The sequence below is a fragment of the Chryseobacterium sp. NFX27 genome (assembly GCF_049887855.1).
In the GTDB taxonomy this organism is placed as follows: Bacteria; Bacteroidota; Bacteroidia; order Flavobacteriales; family Weeksellaceae; genus Chryseobacterium.
In genome coordinates this window covers 1-23002 of the sequence record NZ_JAGEKK010000027.1, presented here as the reverse complement: position 1 = coordinate 23002, position 23002 = coordinate 1, and the positions used below count along the sequence as shown (strand labels likewise).

General features: G+C 30.1%; 28 protein-coding genes. 2 read left to right on the top strand and 26 right to left on the bottom strand.

All coding sequences use genetic code 11. From position 1 onward, the window contains the following. Window positions 1–10: 10 nt before the first annotated feature. From J4Q03_RS20325 to J4Q03_RS20275, 11 genes are all read right to left on the bottom strand, one after another. Window positions 11–259: a hypothetical protein gene (locus J4Q03_RS20325; protein ID WP_426049939.1), complete on the bottom strand. Its 249-nt coding sequence runs from the start codon at window positions 257–259 to the stop codon at window positions 11–13. Window positions 260–695: 436 nt separating this feature from the next. Further along, window positions 696–1832 (bottom strand): hypothetical protein, encoded by a 1137-nt coding sequence (locus J4Q03_RS20320; protein WP_426049938.1) that lies wholly within the window; start codon window positions 1830–1832, stop codon window positions 696–698. Further along, window positions 1829–2047, bottom strand: a complete 219-nt coding sequence (locus tag J4Q03_RS20315; protein WP_426049937.1) for a hypothetical protein — start codon at window positions 2045–2047, stop codon at window positions 1829–1831. The genes J4Q03_RS20320 and J4Q03_RS20315 overlap by 4 nt, the downstream gene beginning before the upstream one ends. Continuing rightward, entirely contained in the window at window positions 2040–2387 is a 348-nt protein-coding gene (locus tag J4Q03_RS20310) for a hypothetical protein (protein WP_426049936.1), read from the bottom strand. Before J4Q03_RS20310 ends, J4Q03_RS20315 begins: the two co-directional genes overlap by 8 nt. A gap of 88 nt (window positions 2388–2475) precedes the next feature. Then, entirely contained in the window at window positions 2476–2994 is a 519-nt protein-coding gene (locus tag J4Q03_RS20305) for a hypothetical protein (protein ID WP_426049935.1), read from the bottom strand. A 5-nt stretch (window positions 2995–2999) separates the two neighbouring features. After that, window positions 3000–3587, bottom strand: a complete 588-nt coding sequence (locus tag J4Q03_RS20300; protein WP_426049934.1) for an AAA family ATPase — start codon at window positions 3585–3587, stop codon at window positions 3000–3002. Between the two features lie 32 nt (window positions 3588–3619). Further along, entirely contained in the window at window positions 3620–3895 is a 276-nt protein-coding gene (locus tag J4Q03_RS20295; protein WP_426049933.1) for a hypothetical protein, read from the bottom strand. A gap of 119 nt (window positions 3896–4014) precedes the next feature. Beyond that, the gene (locus J4Q03_RS20290; RefSeq protein ID WP_426049932.1) at window positions 4015–4290 is read right to left on the bottom strand and encodes a hypothetical protein; all 276 of its coding nucleotides are present in this window, start codon (window positions 4288–4290) and stop codon (window positions 4015–4017) included. A 71-nt stretch (window positions 4291–4361) separates the two neighbouring features. After that, window positions 4362–4853: a hypothetical protein gene (locus J4Q03_RS20285; RefSeq protein ID WP_426049931.1), complete on the bottom strand. Its 492-nt coding sequence runs from the start codon at window positions 4851–4853 to the stop codon at window positions 4362–4364. Between the two features lie 94 nt (window positions 4854–4947). Next, window positions 4948–5124 (bottom strand): hypothetical protein, encoded by a 177-nt coding sequence (locus tag J4Q03_RS20280; protein WP_426049930.1) that lies wholly within the window; start codon window positions 5122–5124, stop codon window positions 4948–4950. 1318 nt (window positions 5125–6442) lie between these two features. Beyond that, the gene (locus J4Q03_RS20275) at window positions 6443–6694 is read right to left on the bottom strand and encodes a hypothetical protein (protein WP_426049929.1); all 252 of its coding nucleotides are present in this window, start codon (window positions 6692–6694) and stop codon (window positions 6443–6445) included. A 174-nt stretch (window positions 6695–6868) separates the two neighbouring features. Between J4Q03_RS20275 and J4Q03_RS20270 the strand changes: the two genes are divergently transcribed. Then, window positions 6869–7786 carry a lytic transglycosylase domain-containing protein gene (locus J4Q03_RS20270; RefSeq protein ID WP_426049928.1) on the top strand — a complete coding sequence of 306 codons (918 nt, stop codon included), beginning with the start codon at window positions 6869–6871 and terminating at the stop codon, window positions 7784–7786. A gap of 45 nt (window positions 7787–7831) precedes the next feature. Here the strand turns inward: J4Q03_RS20270 and J4Q03_RS20265 are convergent, their stop codons facing one another. The 13 genes from J4Q03_RS20265 to J4Q03_RS20205 all read right to left on the bottom strand — a co-directional run bounded on the left by J4Q03_RS20265 (window position 7832) and on the right by J4Q03_RS20205 (window position 20743). Next, window positions 7832–9265 carry a hypothetical protein gene (locus J4Q03_RS20265; RefSeq protein ID WP_426049927.1) on the bottom strand — a complete coding sequence of 478 codons (1434 nt, stop codon included), beginning with the start codon at window positions 9263–9265 and terminating at the stop codon, window positions 7832–7834. Window positions 9266–9280: 15 nt separating this feature from the next. Next, window positions 9281–9829, bottom strand: coding sequence for a hypothetical protein (locus tag J4Q03_RS20260; RefSeq protein WP_426049926.1), 549 nt, complete (start codon window positions 9827–9829; stop codon window positions 9281–9283). A gap of 36 nt (window positions 9830–9865) precedes the next feature. After that, a complete protein-coding gene (locus J4Q03_RS20255; protein WP_426049925.1) occupies window positions 9866–10540 on the bottom strand; it encodes a DUF4138 domain-containing protein in 675 nt (224 codons plus the stop codon). An 11-nt stretch (window positions 10541–10551) separates the two neighbouring features. Beyond that, entirely contained in the window at window positions 10552–11610 is a 1059-nt protein-coding gene (traM, locus tag J4Q03_RS20250) for a conjugative transposon protein TraM (protein ID WP_426049924.1), read from the bottom strand. Window position 11611: 1 nt separating this feature from the next. Beyond that, the gene (locus tag J4Q03_RS20245; RefSeq protein WP_426049923.1) at window positions 11612–12313 is read right to left on the bottom strand and encodes a hypothetical protein; all 702 of its coding nucleotides are present in this window, start codon (window positions 12311–12313) and stop codon (window positions 11612–11614) included. A gap of 5 nt (window positions 12314–12318) precedes the next feature. Next, window positions 12319–13119: a hypothetical protein gene (locus tag J4Q03_RS20240; RefSeq protein ID WP_426049922.1), complete on the bottom strand. Its 801-nt coding sequence runs from the start codon at window positions 13117–13119 to the stop codon at window positions 12319–12321. A gap of 1 nt (window position 13120) precedes the next feature. Then, window positions 13121–13603, bottom strand: coding sequence for a hypothetical protein (locus J4Q03_RS20235; protein ID WP_426049921.1), 483 nt, complete (start codon window positions 13601–13603; stop codon window positions 13121–13123). Beyond that, entirely contained in the window at window positions 13600–16014 is a 2415-nt protein-coding gene (locus J4Q03_RS20230) for a TraG family conjugative transposon ATPase (RefSeq protein WP_426049920.1), read from the bottom strand. Before J4Q03_RS20230 ends, J4Q03_RS20235 begins: the two co-directional genes overlap by 4 nt. Continuing rightward, window positions 16007–16276, bottom strand: a complete 270-nt coding sequence (locus J4Q03_RS20225; RefSeq protein WP_426049919.1) for a hypothetical protein — start codon at window positions 16274–16276, stop codon at window positions 16007–16009. Before J4Q03_RS20225 ends, J4Q03_RS20230 begins: the two co-directional genes overlap by 8 nt. 3 nt (window positions 16277–16279) lie before the next feature. Continuing rightward, window positions 16280–16579, bottom strand: coding sequence for a hypothetical protein (locus J4Q03_RS20220; protein ID WP_426049918.1), 300 nt, complete (start codon window positions 16577–16579; stop codon window positions 16280–16282). Window positions 16580–17078: 499 nt separating this feature from the next. Continuing rightward, window positions 17079–18725 (bottom strand): type IV secretory system conjugative DNA transfer family protein, encoded by a 1647-nt coding sequence (locus J4Q03_RS20215; RefSeq protein ID WP_426049917.1) that lies wholly within the window; start codon window positions 18723–18725, stop codon window positions 17079–17081. Between the two features lie 6 nt (window positions 18726–18731). Next, the gene (locus tag J4Q03_RS20210) at window positions 18732–20162 is read right to left on the bottom strand and encodes a DUF5712 family protein (protein WP_426049916.1); all 1431 of its coding nucleotides are present in this window, start codon (window positions 20160–20162) and stop codon (window positions 18732–18734) included. After that, window positions 20162–20743 (bottom strand): hypothetical protein, encoded by a 582-nt coding sequence (locus J4Q03_RS20205; protein WP_426049915.1) that lies wholly within the window; start codon window positions 20741–20743, stop codon window positions 20162–20164. The genes J4Q03_RS20210 and J4Q03_RS20205 overlap by 1 nt, the downstream gene beginning before the upstream one ends. A 266-nt stretch (window positions 20744–21009) precedes the next feature. Here J4Q03_RS20205 and J4Q03_RS20200 point away from each other — a divergent pair, with 266 nt between their 5' ends. Further along, a complete protein-coding gene (locus J4Q03_RS20200; protein WP_426049914.1) occupies window positions 21010–21318 on the top strand; it encodes a hypothetical protein in 309 nt (102 codons plus the stop codon). Between the two features lie 31 nt (window positions 21319–21349). Here the strand turns inward: J4Q03_RS20200 and J4Q03_RS20195 are convergent, their stop codons facing one another. Continuing rightward, complete coding sequence (locus tag J4Q03_RS20195) at window positions 21350–22312, bottom strand: zincin-like metallopeptidase domain-containing protein (protein ID WP_426049913.1); 963 nt, start codon at window positions 22310–22312, stop codon at window positions 21350–21352. 436 nt (window positions 22313–22748) lie between these two features. Beyond that, window positions 22749–23002, bottom strand: a 254-nt coding sequence (locus J4Q03_RS20190; protein WP_426049912.1) for a hypothetical protein, incomplete at its 5' end; no start/stop codon positions are given.

Below are 23002 nucleotides of genomic sequence, written 5' to 3'. Positions count from 1 at the left end.
GATAAAAAAACTATTTCTTTTTCAATTTATTTTTAAAAAATTTAGGTAAAATTTTCAGTCTTGATTTTACGATTTCCTTAAAACTTGGTTTAAAATAGTTGTCTACAAAATTACTTTCTATAAAAGTTTGACACGTAATTCTCCGCAGGTCGTCTCTGGAAATATTTTTGTCAGATACTACAGATTTGAGAAAATCCTTTCTTTCTTGGTTATCTTTCATCTGCTTCAAAACAGATAATATAATGTTAAATGTTTTCATTTTTATGTCTTTAAAATTTTTTTACCTTTTTTGCGCAACTTTTTGGGAAGTAAAAGAGTAGAAAAATGTATGTTTTTTCCGACTATTAATAAAACTGACCGAAGGGCAAAATAAAAAGTACGTGAGCCGAAGGTGAACTCCTATTATTTTTAAATTAAAGAATTATATATTACTCTATACTTATATTATTAGTAACCTCACAAAACAGTGAAGAATATCTTTGTTAATGGGCGTTTCTTAAATTTCAAACGGAAATCCGATGGGGGTAATAGGTAAATCCGATGGGGGTAATAAAGAAATCCGATGGGGGTAACAGAGATACTCAGTGGGGGTAACAGAGACACTCGGTGGGGGTAACAAAGATATCCGATGGGGGTAAGAACTGTTAGGAACTTTCGATGGGGGTAACAATTGTTAGGAACTTTCGATGGGGGTATTATAAATTTAATTCTAAACACTTTCCTATAAACCACTTTAAATACTCAGTTCCTATAATTTTAGCATCTAACCTACTACCTGTAATTACACTCATCTTTTCATATCCATGTTCACTGAATTTTTTCTTAATAAAAGTTAAATGATTATCTTCTAATTTTCGTCTTTTTTTTATGTATTTAATGGCATTTGAAGCTTTGTATTCGTCATTTGAAGTATATTCTACTAATACTGTATTTTTCGTCTCATAAAGGCTAAATATGATGTTTTCTTCCTGAATGGTAAAGCCAAAAGAAATATTTCCTATTTCATTTAATTTTTTCTTAATTCCAGTCAGGAATACAGTTAATTTAGACTTCTTATTGTAATGCTCGGCTAATCCCAATTCATTAACAAACTTTTTAATTCCTATATTACCCCCATTCGTTTTCCCAAATTTCTTTTTAATATAAAGATAGACATTGAGAGGCATTGTTGATGGAGTAGAAAAAAGAATGCTTCTATAAACCTTTGAATAACCATCAATATTATTTAAAAGCATTTGTGCTGTTGGTTTTGATATGTAGAATCTAATATAATTATCTCCTTTATTATAAATTGGTAATTCAACAAAATTTGCGGTAAGAACTTCATTACCTGATTGGGATTTTACTTTATGAGTTCCAAGAGTTTTCAATACTTGTAATTGCTCATCAAAAACACTATTGTCCTTAACTTTAATATTTCCATTATCATTTAGAGCTTTTGTAGGTATAATCATTTGAAACATATTAAAATTATCAGCAAAATAATTTTCTTCAATAATAGCAAGTTTTTTTCCTGATTCTAAAACTCTTCTTTTTTCAATTTCCTCTGCTTTAATCTCTGCAAGAGAAACAAAACGCCCATCTTTAATCGTTAGATCATTTGAAATAATATCCTTTGCTTCATTAACAGAGATTTTGTGAACCTGAGTTGTTTTTAGCATTTCCATAATAACATAGATGATCCTATGACCAAAAATATTTAATTTTTTAAGCGGTTCTATTCCTCCTAAGAAATCAATTAATTCATTAGGATATAAAGTAAATAATTGGGGTTCGTGTTCCTCAAATGTTTTTGATACTTTTTGGGAATTTTTGTTATTATTCTTTTTCATTTTTTCTGTGTGTTGTAATTCTTACTGTAAATTCTTCTAAGATAAAGACCGCACTTATTAGCTGCCAATTTATCCTTTTCATAAACGTTAAGATATTTCCATTCAGTATTTTTTCCATCCAAGTATTCAGCAAGCTTATCAGGATTGTCAACACTATTGTAATATCCTGATTTTTCTTTAAAAAATACGTTGCAGGTGTAAACTTTTTTAGCCATTTTTTTTAAAATAAAAATTATTATAATATTCTTCTTCAATGCTCAAACCTATTTCATGAAAACTTGAAAAAGGCTCTAAAAAATCATCTTCGTATAATTCAGCTATACTATTTAGCATTTTAATAAATAAGTCTTTATTATCATCTGACAGACTGCTTATGAAGGCTGTAACTAAATTTAAATGGTCGTAATCTTTATATATTTTAAAATCATCTTTTTTAAATAATTTGAGTAGCAATACATTTTCACTTTCATGTATTAACCATTCTTCTATTCTTTTTAATTTCCCTGTGCCTTTTGCACCAGACAATTTAAAAAAAGTTATGTAGGCGTGTTTCATATTAATAATTTTTTGTACATTTGGTGTAGGAAAAAACATTCATTGAGTGTTGAAAAGGGTTTCGGATTTATTCGGAACTCTTTTTTTATTAAAAGGGCTTTTCTATTGCAGGATATCTAACACTTAATTCTTCTAATAATTCATCAAAAAAGTCTGCTTTATTATATTCCGATGGCTTTCCATCTTTTGCAAAAACAAGGTTATAAATGAATTCTCTATCTGAAACAGGAACTGAAAAAGTAGTTTGAACTTTCACAACTCCATTTAATAGCCCATTGGTTCCCACTCTTGTAGAATGTTTTATTGATGCAGGGCGTTGCTTCAAATCCTGATATTTATCTCTTAAATAACTAATTCCTTCCTTTACAGCATCCGTATTGGAATAGTGGAAAAATTCTGCGCTTTCTCTTCTTTTCTGCATTACAAAATTTCTGAGATATTCTAATCTATCCTGTTCCAAGTTGAAAGGAAAATTTACAGTTTTTTCTTTTTCATCTTTCTTAACTACTGGAACTGCCGGAACTACTTTCTGCATAGGTACTTCCGTTTTTGTCTCTTTTGCCTTATTTATAAAAGCTGAGAGATCTTGTTTCTCTTTTTTTGCCATTTTAATTATTGTATTAAAATTGTGAATATTTCTTTTGAAAGATTATCAATCTGTCTCTGAGCATTATTATAATCAGTTACTCCACCTTCTAAAACAGATCTTCCAAATGCAACTAAATCCGATATCATTGTATTAGCAATTTTTAATTCAAATTGCGATGCCTGAGTTTTAATTTCTTCGGTAAGGGTAGTATTAGGTTTCACCATATTAAAGACAATTAGCGTTTTACTTTCTGCATTATATTCTTTGATAAGGTTTACAGTATCTTCCATAGCCATAACGTCGAAAATACCTGCTTTTGTTGGAATAATTATTACGTCAGCTAATCCAAATAATTTAGGTAACTCTTCTGATAGGTAAGGCGGTGTGTCAACGAATATAAAATCAAAATCTGAGTTCATTAGTTCATCAAGTTTATCAAAATTGAAAATTGGAACTTCTGAAAGAGAAGAAATTTTCATTAAAGAACCCTGATAATCTACATCTATCATTGCCACTTTAGCACTGTCCTTCATGTTATAAGCTAAGTTGTATGTAAGAGTTGATTTTCCTACACCTCCCTTTTGATGCGTTGCTAAGATTAATTTTGCCATTTTTAATTTTTCGTATTTAGTTTTTATTAGATTTACTTTGTAAAGCGGTTGATAATAGCCGTTTTAGCTTCATCTTTTATCTTATTTATCTTTGGGTGACTGGAAGTCCGCACGAAAGAATAAACAATTAAAAGGAACATTATTATTACTGTAAAACAACCAAAGTTCATCGTTCTTAAAAAAATCCCTTGCGATTGCTTTACAACAATTTTTTTGTTTTTGTTATTTATCGGAAATCCGCAACTTGGGCAGTATTCCGCTTTGTTTGAAATTTCCTTTTTGCATTCAGGACAGTTTATTAATGCCATAGTTTTTAATTTGATGTTCGCATAAATAATACTGAAACAATCTGAAGTATTTTTTTATGTTCGCTTCAGCATCCTGGAAAAGTACCGTTCCGGAACAGATCTGAATGATTGATGCGACATTAATCATCTTGAAAACCGTTAATGATTTTCGCAAATTGTTTCACATGTTCAACTGTAGATTCCAGCTTTCTATTTTTTTCAATTAGATTATTTCTTTCTGATTTAAGACTTTTATTTTCTTCTTGAAGTGCTATAAATCGGATGAATAATGATTGTATCGTTTTATTATTAGAAGTATAGCCAAACTGATTTTTGATTTTTATAAAAGCTTCTAATTCTTTTTCTCCAATATTTCTGATATAAATATCATTAGGTGTATCGCTTGTTACTGGCATATTAAATATAATATTTATAAGGTTTATAAGAATATATTCTTTAAAAAGGGGCTTTTAAACCCCTTTTTGATTTAGTTCAATTTACTAATTAAAGTAAAATCAGATTCGGAATACTTCACTTCATCTTTATTATAGTATTGCAACTGTTTTTCAATAGCACTGGAATAGGCTTTTTCCCAAATCCATTTAGCTACCATAATAATAAATATTTCTCTATTTTCTTCATCCTGAGTAGTCTCAACATTTTCGATTTGAGAATTTGGAAACCAAAGAAACATTTCTACTGCCTTATTATTAAAAATAACTTCTACTGCTACTTTAGTGGCTTTCTCCCCAGTTTCGCAGATTCTACTATTTATTTGTACAACTTCTTTTGGTGCTTTTAATTCTTCGAGTTTTTTAGTCCAAAACTCTTCATCAATTTGAATTTCTTTTTCTGTTTGAGTAATTTTTGATAAAGGAAGCCAAAAAGAAAGTTCTTTTTCTAATTCATCAACTTGTGCTGAAATTAGAATTGCAAATTCTTGTTTTTTTGTGATTGTAAATGATGTTAAAATTTTCATATTAAATGTTTTAGATTGTTCAAATTTAAGTGTTTTTCCAAATATACGCAACTTTTTATTTAAATAATTTAAATATTTATAAGGTTTGTAAGATTTATAAGTTGCTATTTAATTCATCAGCAATATTAGAAAGAAAATCAAAGTCTGAGCCTTCTTTAATAATTTCGCAGTAAGTATCATTTTTAATTATTTCTCTTGCATCTTCGATTGATACAACATAATAGGAAGTACCGTCAAAGATAATGGCATGAAATGTAAGCGTTATTTCCATAGTTTTTAATATTTATAAGGTTTATAATGATTGTAAAATTTAAGTTTTTATTATTTGGTATTGAGGACACGAGTTTTTTTTTAGTGGACGTTTCTGAAATTGAGAAATGATAATCCTTTCGGATTTTTTTAAATTTTTCGGGAATGTCAAAGAACTTCTGCGTTTTGCATTATTCGTATAATTGAGGTGTCGTTTTTCTTTGCTAATTGACGACAGAAATAATGAAACCAACAAAACCGGAACGGCTCGAAACTTTTTTGTGGTGGGTTTGATTTTGTAAAAATCGGATTCCCAAAAAAGTTTTCTTGTGCAGGAGCGTTATTTCTTAATTTGCAATGATAAAAACGCCCGATAATTCGAATAATGTGAATGCAGGAAAGTTCTATATTCCTGAAAAATTAAAAATCCGTTTAAAGGATATTTCGAAATTTTAGGAACTTCCACACATCAAATAAAGAAATTCCATCGTAGGTGGATTTTGGTTTTGCTGCCATGAAAAAGGCATCGGGAAAAGTGGGGGATTGAATGGCCGAAAAATCAAAAAGGGGATGGCGTGTCGCATGATTGTTCCAAGTTCTGGGAGCGATGGCACGAGCTCAGCGAATTGATGCGTACAAAAAACGCCTCCTGAAGATCTGCAGCTTTGCGTTTTTGTCGCAAAAAATGAGCTGGCCAAAGAACCTGGTACAAAAAAATGCGACACTAAAAAGAGGAAAAGCTTACGGACAGATGATTTTCGGGGAAGTCTTTTTCCGTAGATAATTTCATTTTTAGAAAAATTGTGCTTTTAAAATGGAAATGACAGCAGTTCCAGTGAAAACGGAACTGCAAAATTGGAATGAAAAAAGCTCTATTTTTCGTTAAGAAAATGGAAAGATCAAGAGAAAATAAAAACAAAGTTTTTAATAAATGAAATGTAGCCCAATCGGGCCAAATGGAATGTTTAAAAGTTTTGGTTTTACTTCCCTGAAATCCTTGCGGTGGGGTGGGGTGGCTCTGCGTTAGGGATTGTAGCGATTGTTGGAACTCCTTTTTAATAGTCGGAAAAAACATACAAATAAAAAAAGTCCGAAAACAAATTCCGAACTATAAAAGAGTGACTGCGAAAAGCCCGACCCAAAAGGGAAACGCCCCAATAAAATTAATCTAATTATTTTCAGAATCCTTATTTGGTACTTCTCTGAAAGCAAAATAAATTATTAATCCGACAATAAATAAAGTGCCGTAAACAATACCTTTAAAAAGGTTGCTAAATGTGAAAATCAGATCACAAATCATAAAAGCAATTAACAATATGAAAATTACTATAATTGAATTTTTACCCATCAGTATTTTTGTTTTTTTTATCTTCTTCTCTTAAAATTAGGTCAAAAACCTTATTCATATCTACCCCTTGTTTTCTCAGATACATAAAATATCTTGTTGGCTTACTGGTCAAAAAAGAATTCTCGATATAATAAACTCCTTTCGGATTGTTCCCGATGTAATCTTTAATATTGTCGATAGGTTCTTTAAAGTTCAGTTCTTTCCTAAGATGGAATTTATCTTTTTTGTCCTTTTTTACTGTCATTTCTAATAGCTATAATAATTTTTTTGAAGTCCTGAAAAAATTCATGAATAACTTCACTTAAATAAATCTGCTTGAATTTAGGAAAAAACTTCATTGTAATAGATTTATTCAAAAATAAGAAAAATAATTGAAACCAACTAAAAAAAGTTGCGTATATTTGGAAAAATAGCGCCCATGAAAAAGACTGTTTTTCTAATAAGCATCGGGATTTTTTCACTTTTTAAATCTCAAAACCGTATCGAAGAAGAAAACGGAGAAACTTTTATTAAACAGGATGAAAAATACCTTAAAACCCTCAAAAATATCAATAGTAGCAGTGAAACCTTTAACGATGCATTAGACCTTAAAACATATAAAGCACGTTTTGATTTTTTAAATCAAAACACTGCTTTAAATATTGATTATAATGATGTCACTTATACATACGTTAAAAAATTTCTTTCATATCGTTGGTATCCTAAAATTATAGGATTATCCGTTTATTACTTCCCATTATTTGAAAGTAAATTAGATCATTACGGAATACCAAGAGAATTAAAATATTTAGCTGTTGTAGAGAGTGCTTTAAATCCTCGTGCCGGTTCATGGGCTGGTGCATCAGGACTATGGCAATTTATGCCGGCAACTGGTGCAGAATATGGACTAAGAAAAAATGAATTTGTAAGTACGTTCTATGACCCTATGAGCAATGCGGATGCAGGAGCAAGATATTTAAGAGATCTTTACAGACAATTTGGAGATTGGAATTTAGCAATTTCGGCTTATAACTGTGGTGCAGGAAATGTAAACAAGGCAATAAGAAAAGCCGGAACTAAAAACTATTGGAAATTAAGACCGTATTTGCCGAAAGAAACTCAGGCTTATGTTCCTTCATTCATAGCGGTAAATTATCTTTTTAATTTTTACAAAGAACATGGAATGCGACCAAGCTACTTTAAATATGATTTTTTTGATTTGAAAGTTATAAAAACAAATAAAACTACCACCTTTCAGGAGCTTTCAAAGAATTTTAATTACAGTATATTAAAGTTTGCAAATCCTCAATTTATGACCAATACAATACCCGCAGGAAGCATTATTTACGCAAAATAAAAAAACCCGATTTGATCGGGTTTTTTTATTTTATATTTTAAATTATTATTGATATTGTATTGTCATAGGAATAATTTTCTCTGTATTTGTACCATCATTAGCATTTACTTTAATTTTTAAAGTCGCTGTATTAATAGCACTTGGACTCTGTGAATATCCAAGACCTTGACTTGCTATAGTTAAATCATCAGTATATTCAACTGTATTTTGTAAACTGATAGGAACTGTTACACTTTGGGTTATAGGTGTTGAACCAAAATAATAATTTAATGTGTATTCTATACTTATTATTTTCGCTGGATTAGATTCTACTTTAAATGATTTTAAAAATCCAAAAGAAATATAACTGTACCCTAAGCTTGTTTGTTGTCCTCTAGTAATTATTAACTTTGATGATTGTTGTCCGATAAATGTTAAAGGAGTTCCAACTTCAACAGTAAAAGTTTTTACTGCGCTTTCATTTCCATACTCATCCTTAAATTGGATATTATACGTGTAAGTTCCTGTTTCTACTGCATTCATGTTATAAGTAAAATTACCAGTTGAACCTAAAGTATAAGGAATATAAACGTTATTAGTATTTTGAATTCCGTTTGTATTATTATTTGATGCAGAAGAAATCCAAGTTTTGTATTGTACGTTAAGATTTCCAGTAATAGGCGTTTTTTTAATAACACCGATTAAACTCATAGGTGTATTTGGCGGAACTGCTGTTGCATTAATATTCATACTTTCTACAGTAATTTGTCTTTGTGTGACATCTTGCTGAATAGAATAATCTTTGCTAACCGTATTATTTTTGATTGTATAATGGATTGCTCCCTGACCTGCAATATTAGTAGTAAGAGTAACATTAAAATTATCAATATTCGGTAAAGGATAATATTGACCCGTAGTTGCAGTCACTCCATTTAGTTTAATTGCTCCTGTGTAAGAATTAAATTTAATCTCATATCCCGAAGTTGGCTGACCAGTGCCGGGAATAATTTTCATTAAATATTGAGTATCGTCACCCTGAAATATTGGTGCTGTTCCTCCAGTGTAAGTATGAGTAAATTCTGAGATTGAATAAGGTAAAGAAAATTCCTCTTCTTTAGATGCTCCTTTTGAATTCTTTACAGTGAATTTTAAATCGTGTGTTCCTGAGACATTTCCTACATACTCAAAAATATTAGTTTTTGATGTAAATGTGTATTCCTGATTAGGAGTTAAAGTTTGACCATTAAGTTTAAGACTTCCGTTTAAACTGGTTGTAAATTTAAATGTTGTCTCAACTTGAGAAAAATCGTAATTTGTTTGAATATTAAATTTTAACTGGTTTGCTTCACCAATTCCTTTTTCAATAAAATTATCGTCTCTTTCAATTGTAAATCCGAATTGTCCCCCATTTGTGCCATCTTCCCAATCTCCATCAGTAGCACATGAATTTGTAAATAATGTTCCTAAAACTGCTATTAGGATTAATAAGTATTTTTTCATAATAAATATTTGTGATTAGTTAATATAGTATCTAAGACCTCCGAAAAAAGCATAGTTAGATTCAGAAAACGAGCTTTTAAGGTCGTAAAATTGCGTGTAATTAATTAGTAATGATAGTTTTCTTGTAAACATATATTCTACCTCTGCTGAACCTGTAAGACCATAAACGAAGCCTTTCACCTCGGCAGGAATTTCAGCATTATATTTCGGGTCTTTAGTATTCCCATCGTTTACGTTTTCATATCCTCCATAAGCTCCAAACCATCCGTTAAGATAAACTGGTGATAATCCTTCATAGCTGTACCCTGCTTGAACACTTAAGCCATATCTTTGATAAGGTAGAACAATACCATCTATATAATTAACTTTATAATCTTGATAAAAAGCTTCTGCTTTTCCTAAAAACCCTTTATCTCCGATTACTCGGGCATATCCGATCTTTGCCATGTACCCTCCTTTTTTAAGGGAATCACTGCCTGAGTTCATATATCCATATTCTGCATGAATAGAACTTTGGTCTTTTCTTCTTCCTTGAGCGTTTAAAACTATGCTAAAAAAAAGCATACAAACGATTAATAATTTTGGATTCATCATAACTTTTTATTTTGTGCTATCGGCTTCTAAAATGTATTTTGGTTTAATTTCTAAAGTGAGAGATCTCTCTCCATCTATTTCATTCATTACGAAATGTAGAGTTTTATCACCTGCAATCGTGAACTTATCGAAAACATACACTAATCTTTGTTTTGATTTTTTCATGAAACTTTCAGGTTGGTTTGAGAAAATCGGAATAAATGTTTTTTCCTCTGTGTCAATGGTCTTACCATTTCTTTCAACTGGCGAAGTAATAAAAACTGCACTTTCTACATCATAATTAATATTACTTCTGTTAGATACTTCAAGTAAAACAAAGATTTTCCCGTTTCCTGAATAAACACCTTTTACAAATCCCTCAACTCCGTTTACTAATGCTGAATTTCTGTTATTAATCCATCCTTTTTCTTTTAGGACTTTTTCTGCTAAAACTTCATAAGTTGGCTTCTCTACTGTGGCAACATTTTCAACTATTGGACTTTCTACCTTTGCAGGTTCTGCGACTTGTACAACTGTTGGCTCTTCTTTTACTTCAATTACATCTTTTGCAGTATCTTTTTTGGTAACTGGTTTCTTTGCGTAAGATTTTTTTACTGGCTTCTTTTTGTAAACTTTCTTTTTTGTTTGGGAAAAACCTAAGAATCCCACTAACAAAAACACGAAAACTAAATTCTTTTTCATATTGATTTTTTTTAATTAAACATTATTTGACATTCAACGTTATTTGGTAATTGTATTTTACTTTCGTTATTTCGAGAACCTGAGCCCCCGCTTGTGGCTCTGCTCAGGATTCCCCCGACTACAGGAATTCCACTTACTACTCCCTGAGCTTCGTTTTTTGCAAACTCTCCTGCTCCGCTTCCGCTGTTGTTAGATGATCCTCTAACTGGTAAGCCTTCTTGTCCATCATATCCTAATAGAAAAGCGTTTGCATTTACTGTTTTCCCATTAACTTTAATCGTTCCGAATCTGACTAACAATCTTTCACCATCTGCAACCGCATTTCCTGTGATCACTTGCCCTTTTTTGGCTTGTTCTCCGCTTATGTTTACATCTTCAAGTAAAACAAATGATAAGCTTCTTCCACTCGTTGCATAGCCTTTGGAAACTAATTTCGCCCTAACTTTTTTCCCCTGAGATAGATTTGTTTTCTTTTCAGAATTGCCATAATTGGGTTGAGAATAGGTAGGAACTTCCTCATAACTTGCTGTATTACTTTGAGAATTTTTCTGTTGTTTTTTAGTAGATGGATAATTTTTTACTTCCGTGTACTCAATAGAATTATTCTGCGGTTCTTCCGCTTGCCACATACTATAATCTCCATAAGTACTGTGCGAATTATAATTACCTCCTTTTTTTCCTCCGGAACTGCTACCGCCTGAATTATTATTATATGAAGGTGGTGTATAAGTTGGCTCGGTGTAAGTCGGCTCCGTATAGCTTGGCTGAGAATAAGTATCAGTTGGGATATCATCGGAACTGGAACTACCAAACAAGCCATCCATTGCCGTATTCATAGAAGTACTGTCCTTTGTTCCTAACTGATTTGCTTCTGCTCTACTATTATATTTTTGAGCTTCTTTAGCATCAGGGTTTGTGATTTCAGATATAGTTTGTTTATCATCACCACTATTCAGGGCGTAAACTCCAATAAATAATAATACTGAGACAAATCCGAATACTGCATAAACAATAATTTTTCGCCTTTCTTCATCGGTCTTATTAGTCCAAAATTCTTTTAGTTTTTCCATATTAATTTGTTATGGTTGGATTTATTTGTTCGACTATAATACTATCCTGTGTTTTAATTTCATCATCTGTTGGTTTCTTTACCTTAGATAAACTTTCAACAAAATTTGTTATTAAAAATCCAAAAGGATTGTAAGGATAATTAATATTTACCTTTGTCATTCTCATTTGGATATCAGCCCTGAAATAATCTTCATTAGTTCCATTGATACGCTTTACTAAAACTGAAAAATTCACATTAGGGTTATCATCAACATTTGAAATTTCCCAACTATCAGGCATTATATCAGCCTTTTGAACCAAACCATTGATAGAAAGAAAGTCACTGTAATATCCTTTTGCATCTTTATCCTTTATAATTTTAGTTGGTTGGTCTGAAACTAACCATAATGCACGTTCTTTCTTATCTTTAAGGCTATACTGGTCTAAATCATAAAAGTTTTTCACAAAGTATTCTGCATTTGCTTTAATTACTTTTATTTTATCATTTTTTGCTGATACAAGACTTAAAGGAATCATTTCTCCTTTATCATTCATCGTAAATATTTTCGTAGTACTATCGGAATAAACTACAAGGCTTAAATAAAGGAATGAGATAATCGATACAACACTTACTATTACCATTCCCCAAACTGCTCTGCTATTCTTTTTCAGTTCAGAATAAATGTTTTTTCCGACTGTTATTTCTGCTTTTTCTTTTTTCATGTTATTTAACTAAAAAAACTTCTTACTTCTTTTGTAACTATTGCAAACAAAGAAAATTTAACCATAAAAGAGATTAATAATGCTCCTACACTGTAAAAGAAAATTCTTCTTATGTCTGTATCATAATTAATTGAACTAATAGTTACTCCAGCTTCTTTTTGAACAAATTCAAAAATTAGATCTGAAAATTTCATAATCGCTATATAGGCTATTCCTAAGAAAAACAATCCCATATATGTCTTGATCCATTTTACCAACATATCTGCATTACTGCTTAATGTTGAAAACGCAATTGCAAAAGGAAACATTACTTTAAATAATTGAATTAAGAATACCCTTTGGATTAAGTACATTCCTACTACACCTATATCTAAAATCTTTAATAATTCACTAAAGAATATCATTAGTCCGGTGGTTAGATACAGAGGAAGTAATGAAATGTAAAAAGACATCTTGTCAAATACATTCATTTCTGCAACTCCTTCCTCAATTTTACTTAAATATTGCTTTACTGCATTATCCGGCATTATCTGAGGGGCGGTTAATTGTACATCTACTCCTGAAAACATAGATTCAATTACATTAATTACCCAATCTGAACTAACGATTATTAAACCGTAACCAATAATTGTCATTATTCCACCTATTTTCGGCACTTCTGAATTCTCTGCTGTTTCGATAAAGTTTTTTATAACTTTAATTAGAATCCAGACCATTGCTAAGGCTTTTGCTCCTGTAATAGTTACTGCAAATAGCTTTGCACTACTAACCATATCATTAAGTCCCGTCAACCATGAATAATCCATATTAGTAACTCATTTTAATTAATTTCACTCTGATTTCGGCATTGGCTGTTTTTACTTTATCCAATTCTTTATCCATGATTTGAATTCTTTCGCCATCATTCATGTTAAACAGGTTATTTTGTAAAAGTGCCTGTACTGTTTTAACACTCCCTGAAATTTGGCTCAAATTCGTTTCAACGTCTTTCAGACTGAACTTACCATTTTTAGCTTTTTTTGCACATAAATTAGCGTTGTTAATTGCCTGTCTTTGCTGATTTATTATATTTTGAAGCTGTCCCATCTGTTGAACATAACCATTAATTTTTTTATACTGTTCGTAGCCCTGCTTCATTAATTTATAGGTATTTGCCAACTGTGTTAATTGCTTTGCTGATTGTGACAATTGCAAACCAAGATTCGCATTAGCTGTAGCATCTGTTACAGGGATTTGTGAATAAATTAGTGAACAGAAAAACATTGTAAAAATTAAAATAAACTTTTTCATTTTGATAGTTTTTGTTGATTGATGTATTTGTTTATGGCTTCTTCCATATCCTGCGTTTCTTCATAAACTTTCATCAGTTCTTCGTTCTTTTTACCTTCTGTTTGGTAAGCCCAATAGACCTGTTGGGGAACTTCTAACCTGTAAACTTGATGATGATTTTCACGCATGATAAAAATTTCTGAGAATGGTCGTTCTCCCTCAAAGTTTGATGTTAATGAACTCATTTGATAAAATGCATGTTCGCTAAGGTCAAATCTTCTCTGCAATGCTCTATAATCTTTGGCATGTAAGACGTAAATCATTTGAGTATTCTCAATAATTGTTTTTGCAATTTGTCCTAACTCTCCCTCTTCTGGAAGTTGAGAAATTGCCTGTAATACAATCCCAATTGATCCGTATTGTTTCCTAACAGCCTGAAAAAAGTATTCAATTCTTTCAAGTACTCCTTTGAATTTAAATTGCTTCGCAACTTCATCAAAGAAAACATATCCTTTAGTAGACTTGTCTTTCCAAATTGTCTCGTGTATTGTTGCTGAGACAAGCTGTAACATAATTGTTAAAAGAATTACATTGTCCTTCACTTCATCCAGTTCAAAAACAATAATTCTTTTGTCTTTAATCCTGTTAAGGTTATCATTGGACTGTCCTTTGTAAAGGAAATCATAAATACCTCCTTCTTCAAATTCGGACATATTAAAAAGGAAACTATCAATATCAAAGTATTCTTCTTTAATATCCAATTCTTTCAAAATAGAATCTTTGTTTTCTCTAACTGCGCTTACAAAATCCAAAAAAGTTTCCTTTCCTCCATTTTTATAATATGCTTCGATAATCTTACGCAAAGCAATCTTTTCATTCTCCGTTGCTGATTTATCTCTTAAATAATGAGGTATTACAAATTCTGAAAGTTCTTGAATTTTAGAAGCTGTAAGAGAATCGCCTTGCAGATCGAAAGGATTTAATCCAATTGGTTGCCCCTCTTTATAGTGAACAAAAACAGAATCATTTGGATATAATGCAGATAATTTTCTATAAGAACCTCCTAAATCAACTATTACAATTCTTGCATTATCTTCATAAACCTGTCTGAAAATGTGGTTTGCATTAAATGATTTCCCATATCCAGTCGGTCCAAAAATCATGAAGTTACGAGCATTCATATACTTCTTATCTTCATCCCAATTGTCAAATAATACAGGTAGATTATCAATTCTTGAATTGTAGATAATTCCTGATTTATCACTTTTGTAATGAGTACAGTTATTTATGAAAAGCGTTGCCAAACTAAGGTTAGCGTAAAATAATTGCTTATCTGAAAAACAATGAGAAAATAAATAGAAAGAATTGCAGTAAATAGAGTTAAGGAAATTTCCTATTGGCTGTCTGACTTTAATATCTAATAATCTAAATTTTTCCGTTATTTCATTTCTGTATTTTTTTATATCAGCTTCATTGTCCGCCATAAAAAGGACATTAATATGCGCTCTTACTATTCTCTCTTTATCTTTGTCCTTAGCAATCTCATCGATTAAGTCTCCTAATTTATTTGAATTAACTTTGTTATTAGGGTCAAAAGATGCTGATTTTTTTAAAAGATCATGTGTCTTTCTAAGTTTTGCAAGTTGATCTGAATTATCTTCAAAATATATAATCTGATTGTAGACGTGATCAAATTTTAATTTGAAACTGAAAATATCTCCAATATTTTGAAAGAACTTATATTTTGCAGAAGGAAAATCATCATCAGCCTGTAAAGGTTTAAATTTTTCAGGCATGCTCTCTTCGTCTCTTGTACAAATAGCACCTAAGTAACGGTCACCAATTTGGATATACCCATTTTTTAAAACTCTATCAGTAACGAATTCATCTTGGAAATTGTTGAAAAAATAATCGTAATAATTATACATTTCTTCACTTGACATTTCGTTGATATTAAAAGCATTTCCACTGTTTAGCTTTGCATTTTTTAAAAAGCTAACAACCTGCTCTACAGTATTAATAAATGAATTGATATTATCATCAAATTTTTCAAACTTTTTCTTATTAAGTCTTTTGAATGGATTGGTGATTTTGGTCGTGAAAGTATCACCTGCAGGAAGTACAAAAAATAGATAGCACTTATGTGATAGATACGTTCTTTTGTCAAAATAATTTTTAGTTGCCTTTTGCAAAAAATTACCGGAAGGAAAACTATCTGTATTTAAATCCTTCTGCATAAAAACATCCTGCTTTAATAAAATTGAACCCGCAGGCATATCTTTTAAAGCTCTGTTCCAAACTGCATCAAGATTTAAATAATCTTCTTCTCCTAAAGAATATTTTTCTGTCAAATCAATTTCATAACCTTGTGCAAAAACGCCATTGGTTCCAATTGCTTTGTTATCTTCAATATGCAAAAAAACATTATTCATCGTCAGAAAATTTTTCAGGCAATTTTTCGTCAAAAAGCCATTCGTTAATTGTTGTGTTATTTGATAAAATAAGAGAAGTAAAATAGGTTACAGCAATGATTACAGCAATTACGATTACTTTAATAATTGAGATTCCAGATAAAAGCGACAATAAAGCCATGATGCCTATTATTGCCGTTACTAAAAAACCTATTGTATTAAGACCATAGATTGTTGGCTTTTGCCTGTAACCTTTTAAGTTTTTTACTTCTTTTTCTTCCATAATTTAGCTAAGCTTTATATTGCCTACATAATTTATTAAACCTACAACCGCTCCTAAGATCAATGCGAAAAGCACGATATTAGTCAATCCTTTTTTCCAATCTCCATTATCTTTTACAAAATGTCCGAGATTAACCAATACAACGACAATAAAAATAGCAACTGCTACATAAGGGAAAATCCCTTTTATTTCAGATGCAAATTGTTGCGCCGGACCTTTTAAATTAATCCCTTGGGCAAATGCTAATGTTGGAGTTCCTAAAGTCAAGGCAAGTCCTAATGCTGAATTTCTAAATTTTTTCATTTTTTAATTAATTATGTTATTATTATTCTTTAATTTTTGAAATATTTGATGTTGTAAAAATAAACATTTTTCCAAATATACGCAACTTTTTTAACACATTTCCAAATATACGCAACTTTTTTCGTCGTATATAAATTAGCGTATTATTCACAGTACCGTTAATAATTATTAATATTTCACATTTTTGTATGATTTTAACATCAATTTTATAATTATAAATTAATATGCTTAATACTCTTCAAAAAAAACTCAGTGGTAAAAAAAAAGAAAGTGTGAGTTTTTAGACCTTAAATGTCAATAGAGGTTCTGGTAAACCTTGAAACACAAATAAGGAATAAACCCACACCATATAGGTGCAGATAGCCTTATTTATCCTATGTTTCAAATGAATGTACCAGATTCCTATTGATAGAATAAAGAGCTGTCAGCTTCTTGTCGTAAAATATATAACAAATGTAAGTTTAAAAACTTATAATTCATTTGTCTAATGATTCAATCTTTAACCAAGAATTGAATTTGCTTCATCTAAAATTTTATTAAAATTACTTTCTAATTTCTGCTGTGAAACCTGCTTTTTAGATGTAATTTTTTCAGATACTATTTTCGGGGCAACAACATTAACAATTTCATTGTTACCATCTGAAAGAAAAGCAAACTGCCCTACTTTCAATTTTGTAAATTCATGCGCCCTGTGCTTAGAAACTTCCCTTTCACTGGTAGTTGTGCTTTTATCTCCGGTGCTTAACAAATTACCGTCCCCTCCTTTTTGAGTTGTAGACTTTGTTTTCTCTTTTACAAGCTCGAAATAACCTTCATAAAACTTGGCTGTATCTGCATCATTTGCCTTACCGAAAAATTGCGTTGAAAGGTTGGCAATAATTTCTTTAAAACCGTCTCTACCGTATTGGACTACTCCTTGTACAATATCCTGTGCACAATAGATTGTAGACACTCCAAAACTTCGCATAGTTGCAGGGATTTGAGCCATATTTAAAAGTTTAATTGTTGGTGCTTCATCCAATAAAATAAAACTTTGCTTTCTTCCTCTATTCATCATTTGTTTAGTAATAGTATGAATGATACAAGCGTTAATAGGACTTAAGAACTCCACACTTTTAGGCTCATTCATTACGGAAATAACTAAATCTACCTTTTCATCATTAATATTAAAATCAATATCATTTCTTGAAAGAATATAAAAAGCTTCAGGAAAAGCGATTTTTCTCAGTGCATTAGCTAAAGTAGAAACGACAGAAGCGGTTTGTTTTGAGGATGCAAGACCTAAAATAAAAGTTGAACCCTGTATCGCCACCCTTTTATTTGAAGTTAAGAAATCTTTTAATTTTCCGAATTGAGCGGTTGCTTCTTCTCCTAAATTATTTGCTCCTTCTGTCTTTACACTAAAATCTACAGCAAGTATAAAAGCAATGATATGAGGGAGTGTGCAAAATTCTTTGTGATCTAACCAAAATTTCATCATCACACCAGCTAACAAAGAACTAGCACTATCTTTAAAGAAATCATCCCCCTTCCCTACTCCATTATTTATAAGATTATCCAAAATAACTTTTACAATCTGATTAATATCTTTTTCTCCATGTAAATATTCATGGTAAATTGGATTACAACCTACACTAATTTCGGGATTATGCAATGCTATAATTCTTAGTCTGTCCTTAAATAATGGCAATGCCAGTTCCGTTAGTTCTCCATTTTTGAAATCGTAGATTAAACCTGCAAATCTTGCCCTTGCAAAGTGGATTAAAAAAATAGTATAGATAAGGACGGTTTTTCCTGAACCCGCAGAACCGAAGATTGCAATACCTCTCGCAACACCTCGAACCACTTTTTTACCCTGACTTGTCATAAATTCAATATCCCAAATAGGGTCAACAGGTTTCTCGTAAGACCAAGCATAAATTAAACCTGAAAAAGCTAATGAAGGTAACATCAAATATAAAACAGGAAATAAATAATTTCCCAGTTGCATACCAGTAAAAGCAATAAAGCCTAAACATATAAAAAATAACGAAAGTTTTACAATCTTATTTTTCGATTTAAAAGCCCCGAATAAAATCAAGGTTAATATTAAAATAGCAGAAATAATTATTAACCAGTTCCGCAGTGTTAAGTCTAAAATTTTCATATTATATTATATTCCTTTTGATACTTCATTTATTTTTTGGATAGCTGATCTAACAAGTTTTATAGAAGCTTCCAAAGGTGTCTTTGGTACTGACATTGGAATTCTGAAACCTAATTCTTTACTAACATTATTCATCAAATTTAAGTTAGTAATTTCATTCATTCCTGTGTTTCTCATGACTTCCTTTTTTAGAGGTTTTAATAATTCGCTTCCGGTTCTTTTAGCAACACTGCCAATTTTATTAGATGCATTTTTATTGTTTTTCTTTTCAAAATTTTTCTGTTCATATTTGTCTTTTTGCTGTCTTTCAAACTTAAATTTTTGATCAAATGTTTTTTCAGTTTGTTTGAAAAACTCGTCTCGATTAAAGCCAACATTAGCATTTTTTCCCGCAATTTTTGAATTTTTATGATTTGCTAATGGAGACATAGAACCCTTAAATCTTTTATCAGGACAGTTGTCATATCTTGAAACAATAATATGAACATGATACTGATCACCGCCTTTTCTCATTCCTTCTCTTACTATTTCACCTGTTGCTCTATCTTTATGTAAACGATTTTGAAGTGTTTCAATCTTCTCTAATCTCTCTTTATTTCTAAATGTAGATTCTGATTTAACATTGCTAAGTCTGTCAATCTCTTTTTGAGTTTCTTTATTATCTTTCACCCATTTATCATCAGATCGATAAGTTCTCTTTTCTTCAACTTTTCCAAACCAAACTAAATCTTTTTCAGTCATAGGACGAACACTCAAATCTTTACCTAAATCCTTTGCTTTCTGCTCTCTTATTAGTTGATATTTCTTATCATAATCAGGACTATTTTTATCAATTTTTTGCTTTTCTAATTCAATTTTTGTTTCAGAATTAATTTGCTTTTCTTCTCTTTGGTTTGGCAAATTATCAGGATTTGCATAAACAGTACGATTAAAGTTTTCAGCATATTTTTGCATCACATCTCTTGAATATTCTCTTAAAGCTTGATGCATTAAATCATTTTTCATGATTTCAATTTGCTTTTTCCCTTGATCGGTCTGTTCTAATATTTTTCTTTCTTTTTCTCCAATACCTTTATTTTTTAATTCAACATCTACAATTTTTTGCAAATGTTCCAACTCTTGTTTACTTGGAGAAACATTAAGCATAAAAAAATTAGATTGGGTTTCTTTATGTCTGGAACTTGAATTATTATCAATTGCGTCTGTGGCTTCAATTTGAGAATAATATTTTTCTTGCTCGTCTTGTTCAGCATTTGAAAAAAATTTATTCTGTTTTTCTATTTGTTCATCAAATTTATTTTCTTCTAATGAATCAATTTCGTCTAAATAGTTTTCTAAATCTTTATCTCTTGCATTATTTTCTTTCTCTAAATATTCCATTACACCTTTACTACTTGTAGAAATATTAGGATCATGTTTTGTAAAAGATATATGCATTATTTAAATATTTCTTCAAATTCTGTTATAGTCAATTTCGCATCATAAGATTTTGAAAATGCACCTGTTTTTAATTCAAACTTAGATTTTATTAATCTTAATTTATCTTCTAAATTTTGAACAATTGTGTCATTATCTAAGCTATCCTGTAGTAATTTTTTATTCTCATTTTTAATCTTTTCTAAATCTTCATTGTTTTTTAAATTTAAGTCTTTAGTATCATTTGGCGTATCATCTTTACTATTAATACGTTTTAATATTTCAATTGTAGAAGCTTCTTGAAGATTATAAACATCAATAATTTTATCAAAATATAAAGAGCCAAATTTTGATAATCTTTTTTGTATTGAATCCACTCTATCATCAATACTTTTTTCAATTTTATTTAATATTTCTTCCTTAGCTTTTATTTCCAAATACTGTTCAATATCTGATTTTTTCTCATTTAATAGATAGAGAATTAAATTATCAAAAGTAGAGAATCTAAACATTTTTTTCAAGTTAGTTAGTTTAGAATGAAGATCACCTGAAATCTTCATATTTTTATCTTTTTCAAAATTTTTATTAAAATTGTATTCCATTATTATTTGATTTTCAAATATTTATATTATTTTTAATAATATTCTTACTAAAAATAATAACTTGTTATTATTTAAGTACTTATAATTCAGAACGTTGTCTTTTTAAGACACGTTCCCTCTTGCTCTCCTTTCTTTACCCGAATCGCGAAGATATTTCAAAGATAGGGATTTTTGATAGTCGGAAAAAACATTGAAGAAAAAATCTCTATTATAACTTTGAAATATATTTTATATCTTTACATATCTAAAATAAAAATATTACTAAAATGGAAGAAAATAGAAACCACGAAGAAAACCCAAAAACAAATAACATCTTATCCGATTTACAATTTACAGACGATGAAAAGAAAGAAAAATTCTTTTTAGAATTAGCATATTATAATCACAAAGTAGAATCAACTATTGCAGATAAAAAGCAACTAAAAGAATTTAAAAATATTTATGCCGATTTAGAAAATAGTTTGAAAGAAGTTTTGAAATTTGAAGTTCCTGCAAAGAATATAAAAAATTATATTCAATTAAAAGAATCGTCATTTGATAGTGAGCTTTTAAGACTTGCAAAATATTTAAAATAAAAAAAACCTCTCAAATTGAGAGGTTTAATTTTTATAGTTGTTCCAAGTATTTTTTTGCTTTTTTTGATTCAGAAAATGCATTTCTTAAATTGCTCTCCCTTTCATTTATATTTTTTGTAGACCAACCTTTAAGATACCTTACAGAGTTTATAAATTCTTCTATAATACCATACTGTAAACAATTTAACATTGAACCCATTTCTGCAATAAGTTCTTCGAAAGAATAACTTTCTTTATTGTTGTGACCCGATAAATTTCTATCTAATCTCGAAGTGTGACCAGTCCAGTGAATAATTTCATGAAACAATGTAGAATAATATTTCGATGTTGAAATGAAAAATTCTCTTTTTGGCATTTCAATAAAATCAAAAGTAGGTGTATAAAATGCAACTTCACTTGTGGCATATTTTATTTTTAAATTTCCTTTCGCAATAATTTTTGAAATAAACAGTTCACAATTTTCGATTTCATTACACTCTATTTCTTGCGGTTCTTCATCAATAATAGATAGATTAAGTTCTTCCAAATTTTCAATAAATTCCGAATTAAATACAACATAATTTTTTAAGCAAGGAATTTTATTTAATTTATTTATTTCATCTTGTGTCATTTTTTTAACTTCCGTTTCAGGAATTATTTTACCAGTTTCTTTGTGCTTAAAAATGAAACTAAAAAATTCTATCACGCAACCTTTAGAACCTTTTTTTAATCTGCCACCTGCTTTAGATATACTATTGAAAGTTGCATATCTTGAAGTCTTGCAATTATTAACCATTGTATCTAAAAATAATGCCATTATATTAAAACCATTGTATCTATTTTGAGTAAATAAATTAATAGGAAAAACACCTTTAAAATTTGTGTATGCTTCCCAATCATTAGCATTTACTTTATCTAAATTTTCTAATATCTTATCTATAAATTTATCTTTTTTTGGTTCTGAATTATTTGAATTTTTTGAATATCTTGATTGTTTTTTAGTAGCTGTTTTCATAATTTTATATTTTAAAAGTTAATATTTATAAGGTTTATAAGGATTGTATTTTTTTAAGTTTTTATTATTTGGTATTGAGGACACGAGTTTTTTTTTAGTGGACGTTTCTGAAATTGAGAAATGATAATCCTTTCGGATTTTTTTAAATTTTTCGGGAATGTCAAAGAACTTCTGCGGTTTGCATTATTCGTATAATTGAGGTGTCGTTTTTCTTTGCTAATTGACGAAAGGAATAACAGGATTAACAAAACCGGAACGGCTTGAAACTTTTTTGTGGTGGGTTTGATTTTGGAGAAATCGGATTCCCAAAAAAGTTTTTTTGTGCGAGACTGTTAGACCTAAATTTGCAATGATAAAAACGCCCGATAATTCGAATAATGTGAATGCAGGAAAGTTCTACATTCCTGAAAAATTAAAAATCCGTTTAAAGGATATTTCAAAATTTAAGGAACTTCCACACATCAAATAAAGAAATTCCATCGTAGGTGGATTTTGGTTTTGCTGCCATGAAAAAGGCATCGGGAAAAGCGGGGGATTGAATGGCCGAAAAATCAAAAAAGGTAATGGCGTGTCGCATGATTGTTCCAAGTTCTGGGAGCGATGGCACGAGCTCAGCGAATTGATGCGTACAAAAAACGCCTCCGGAAGATCTGCAGCTTTGCGTTTTTGTCGCAAAAAATGAGCTGGCCA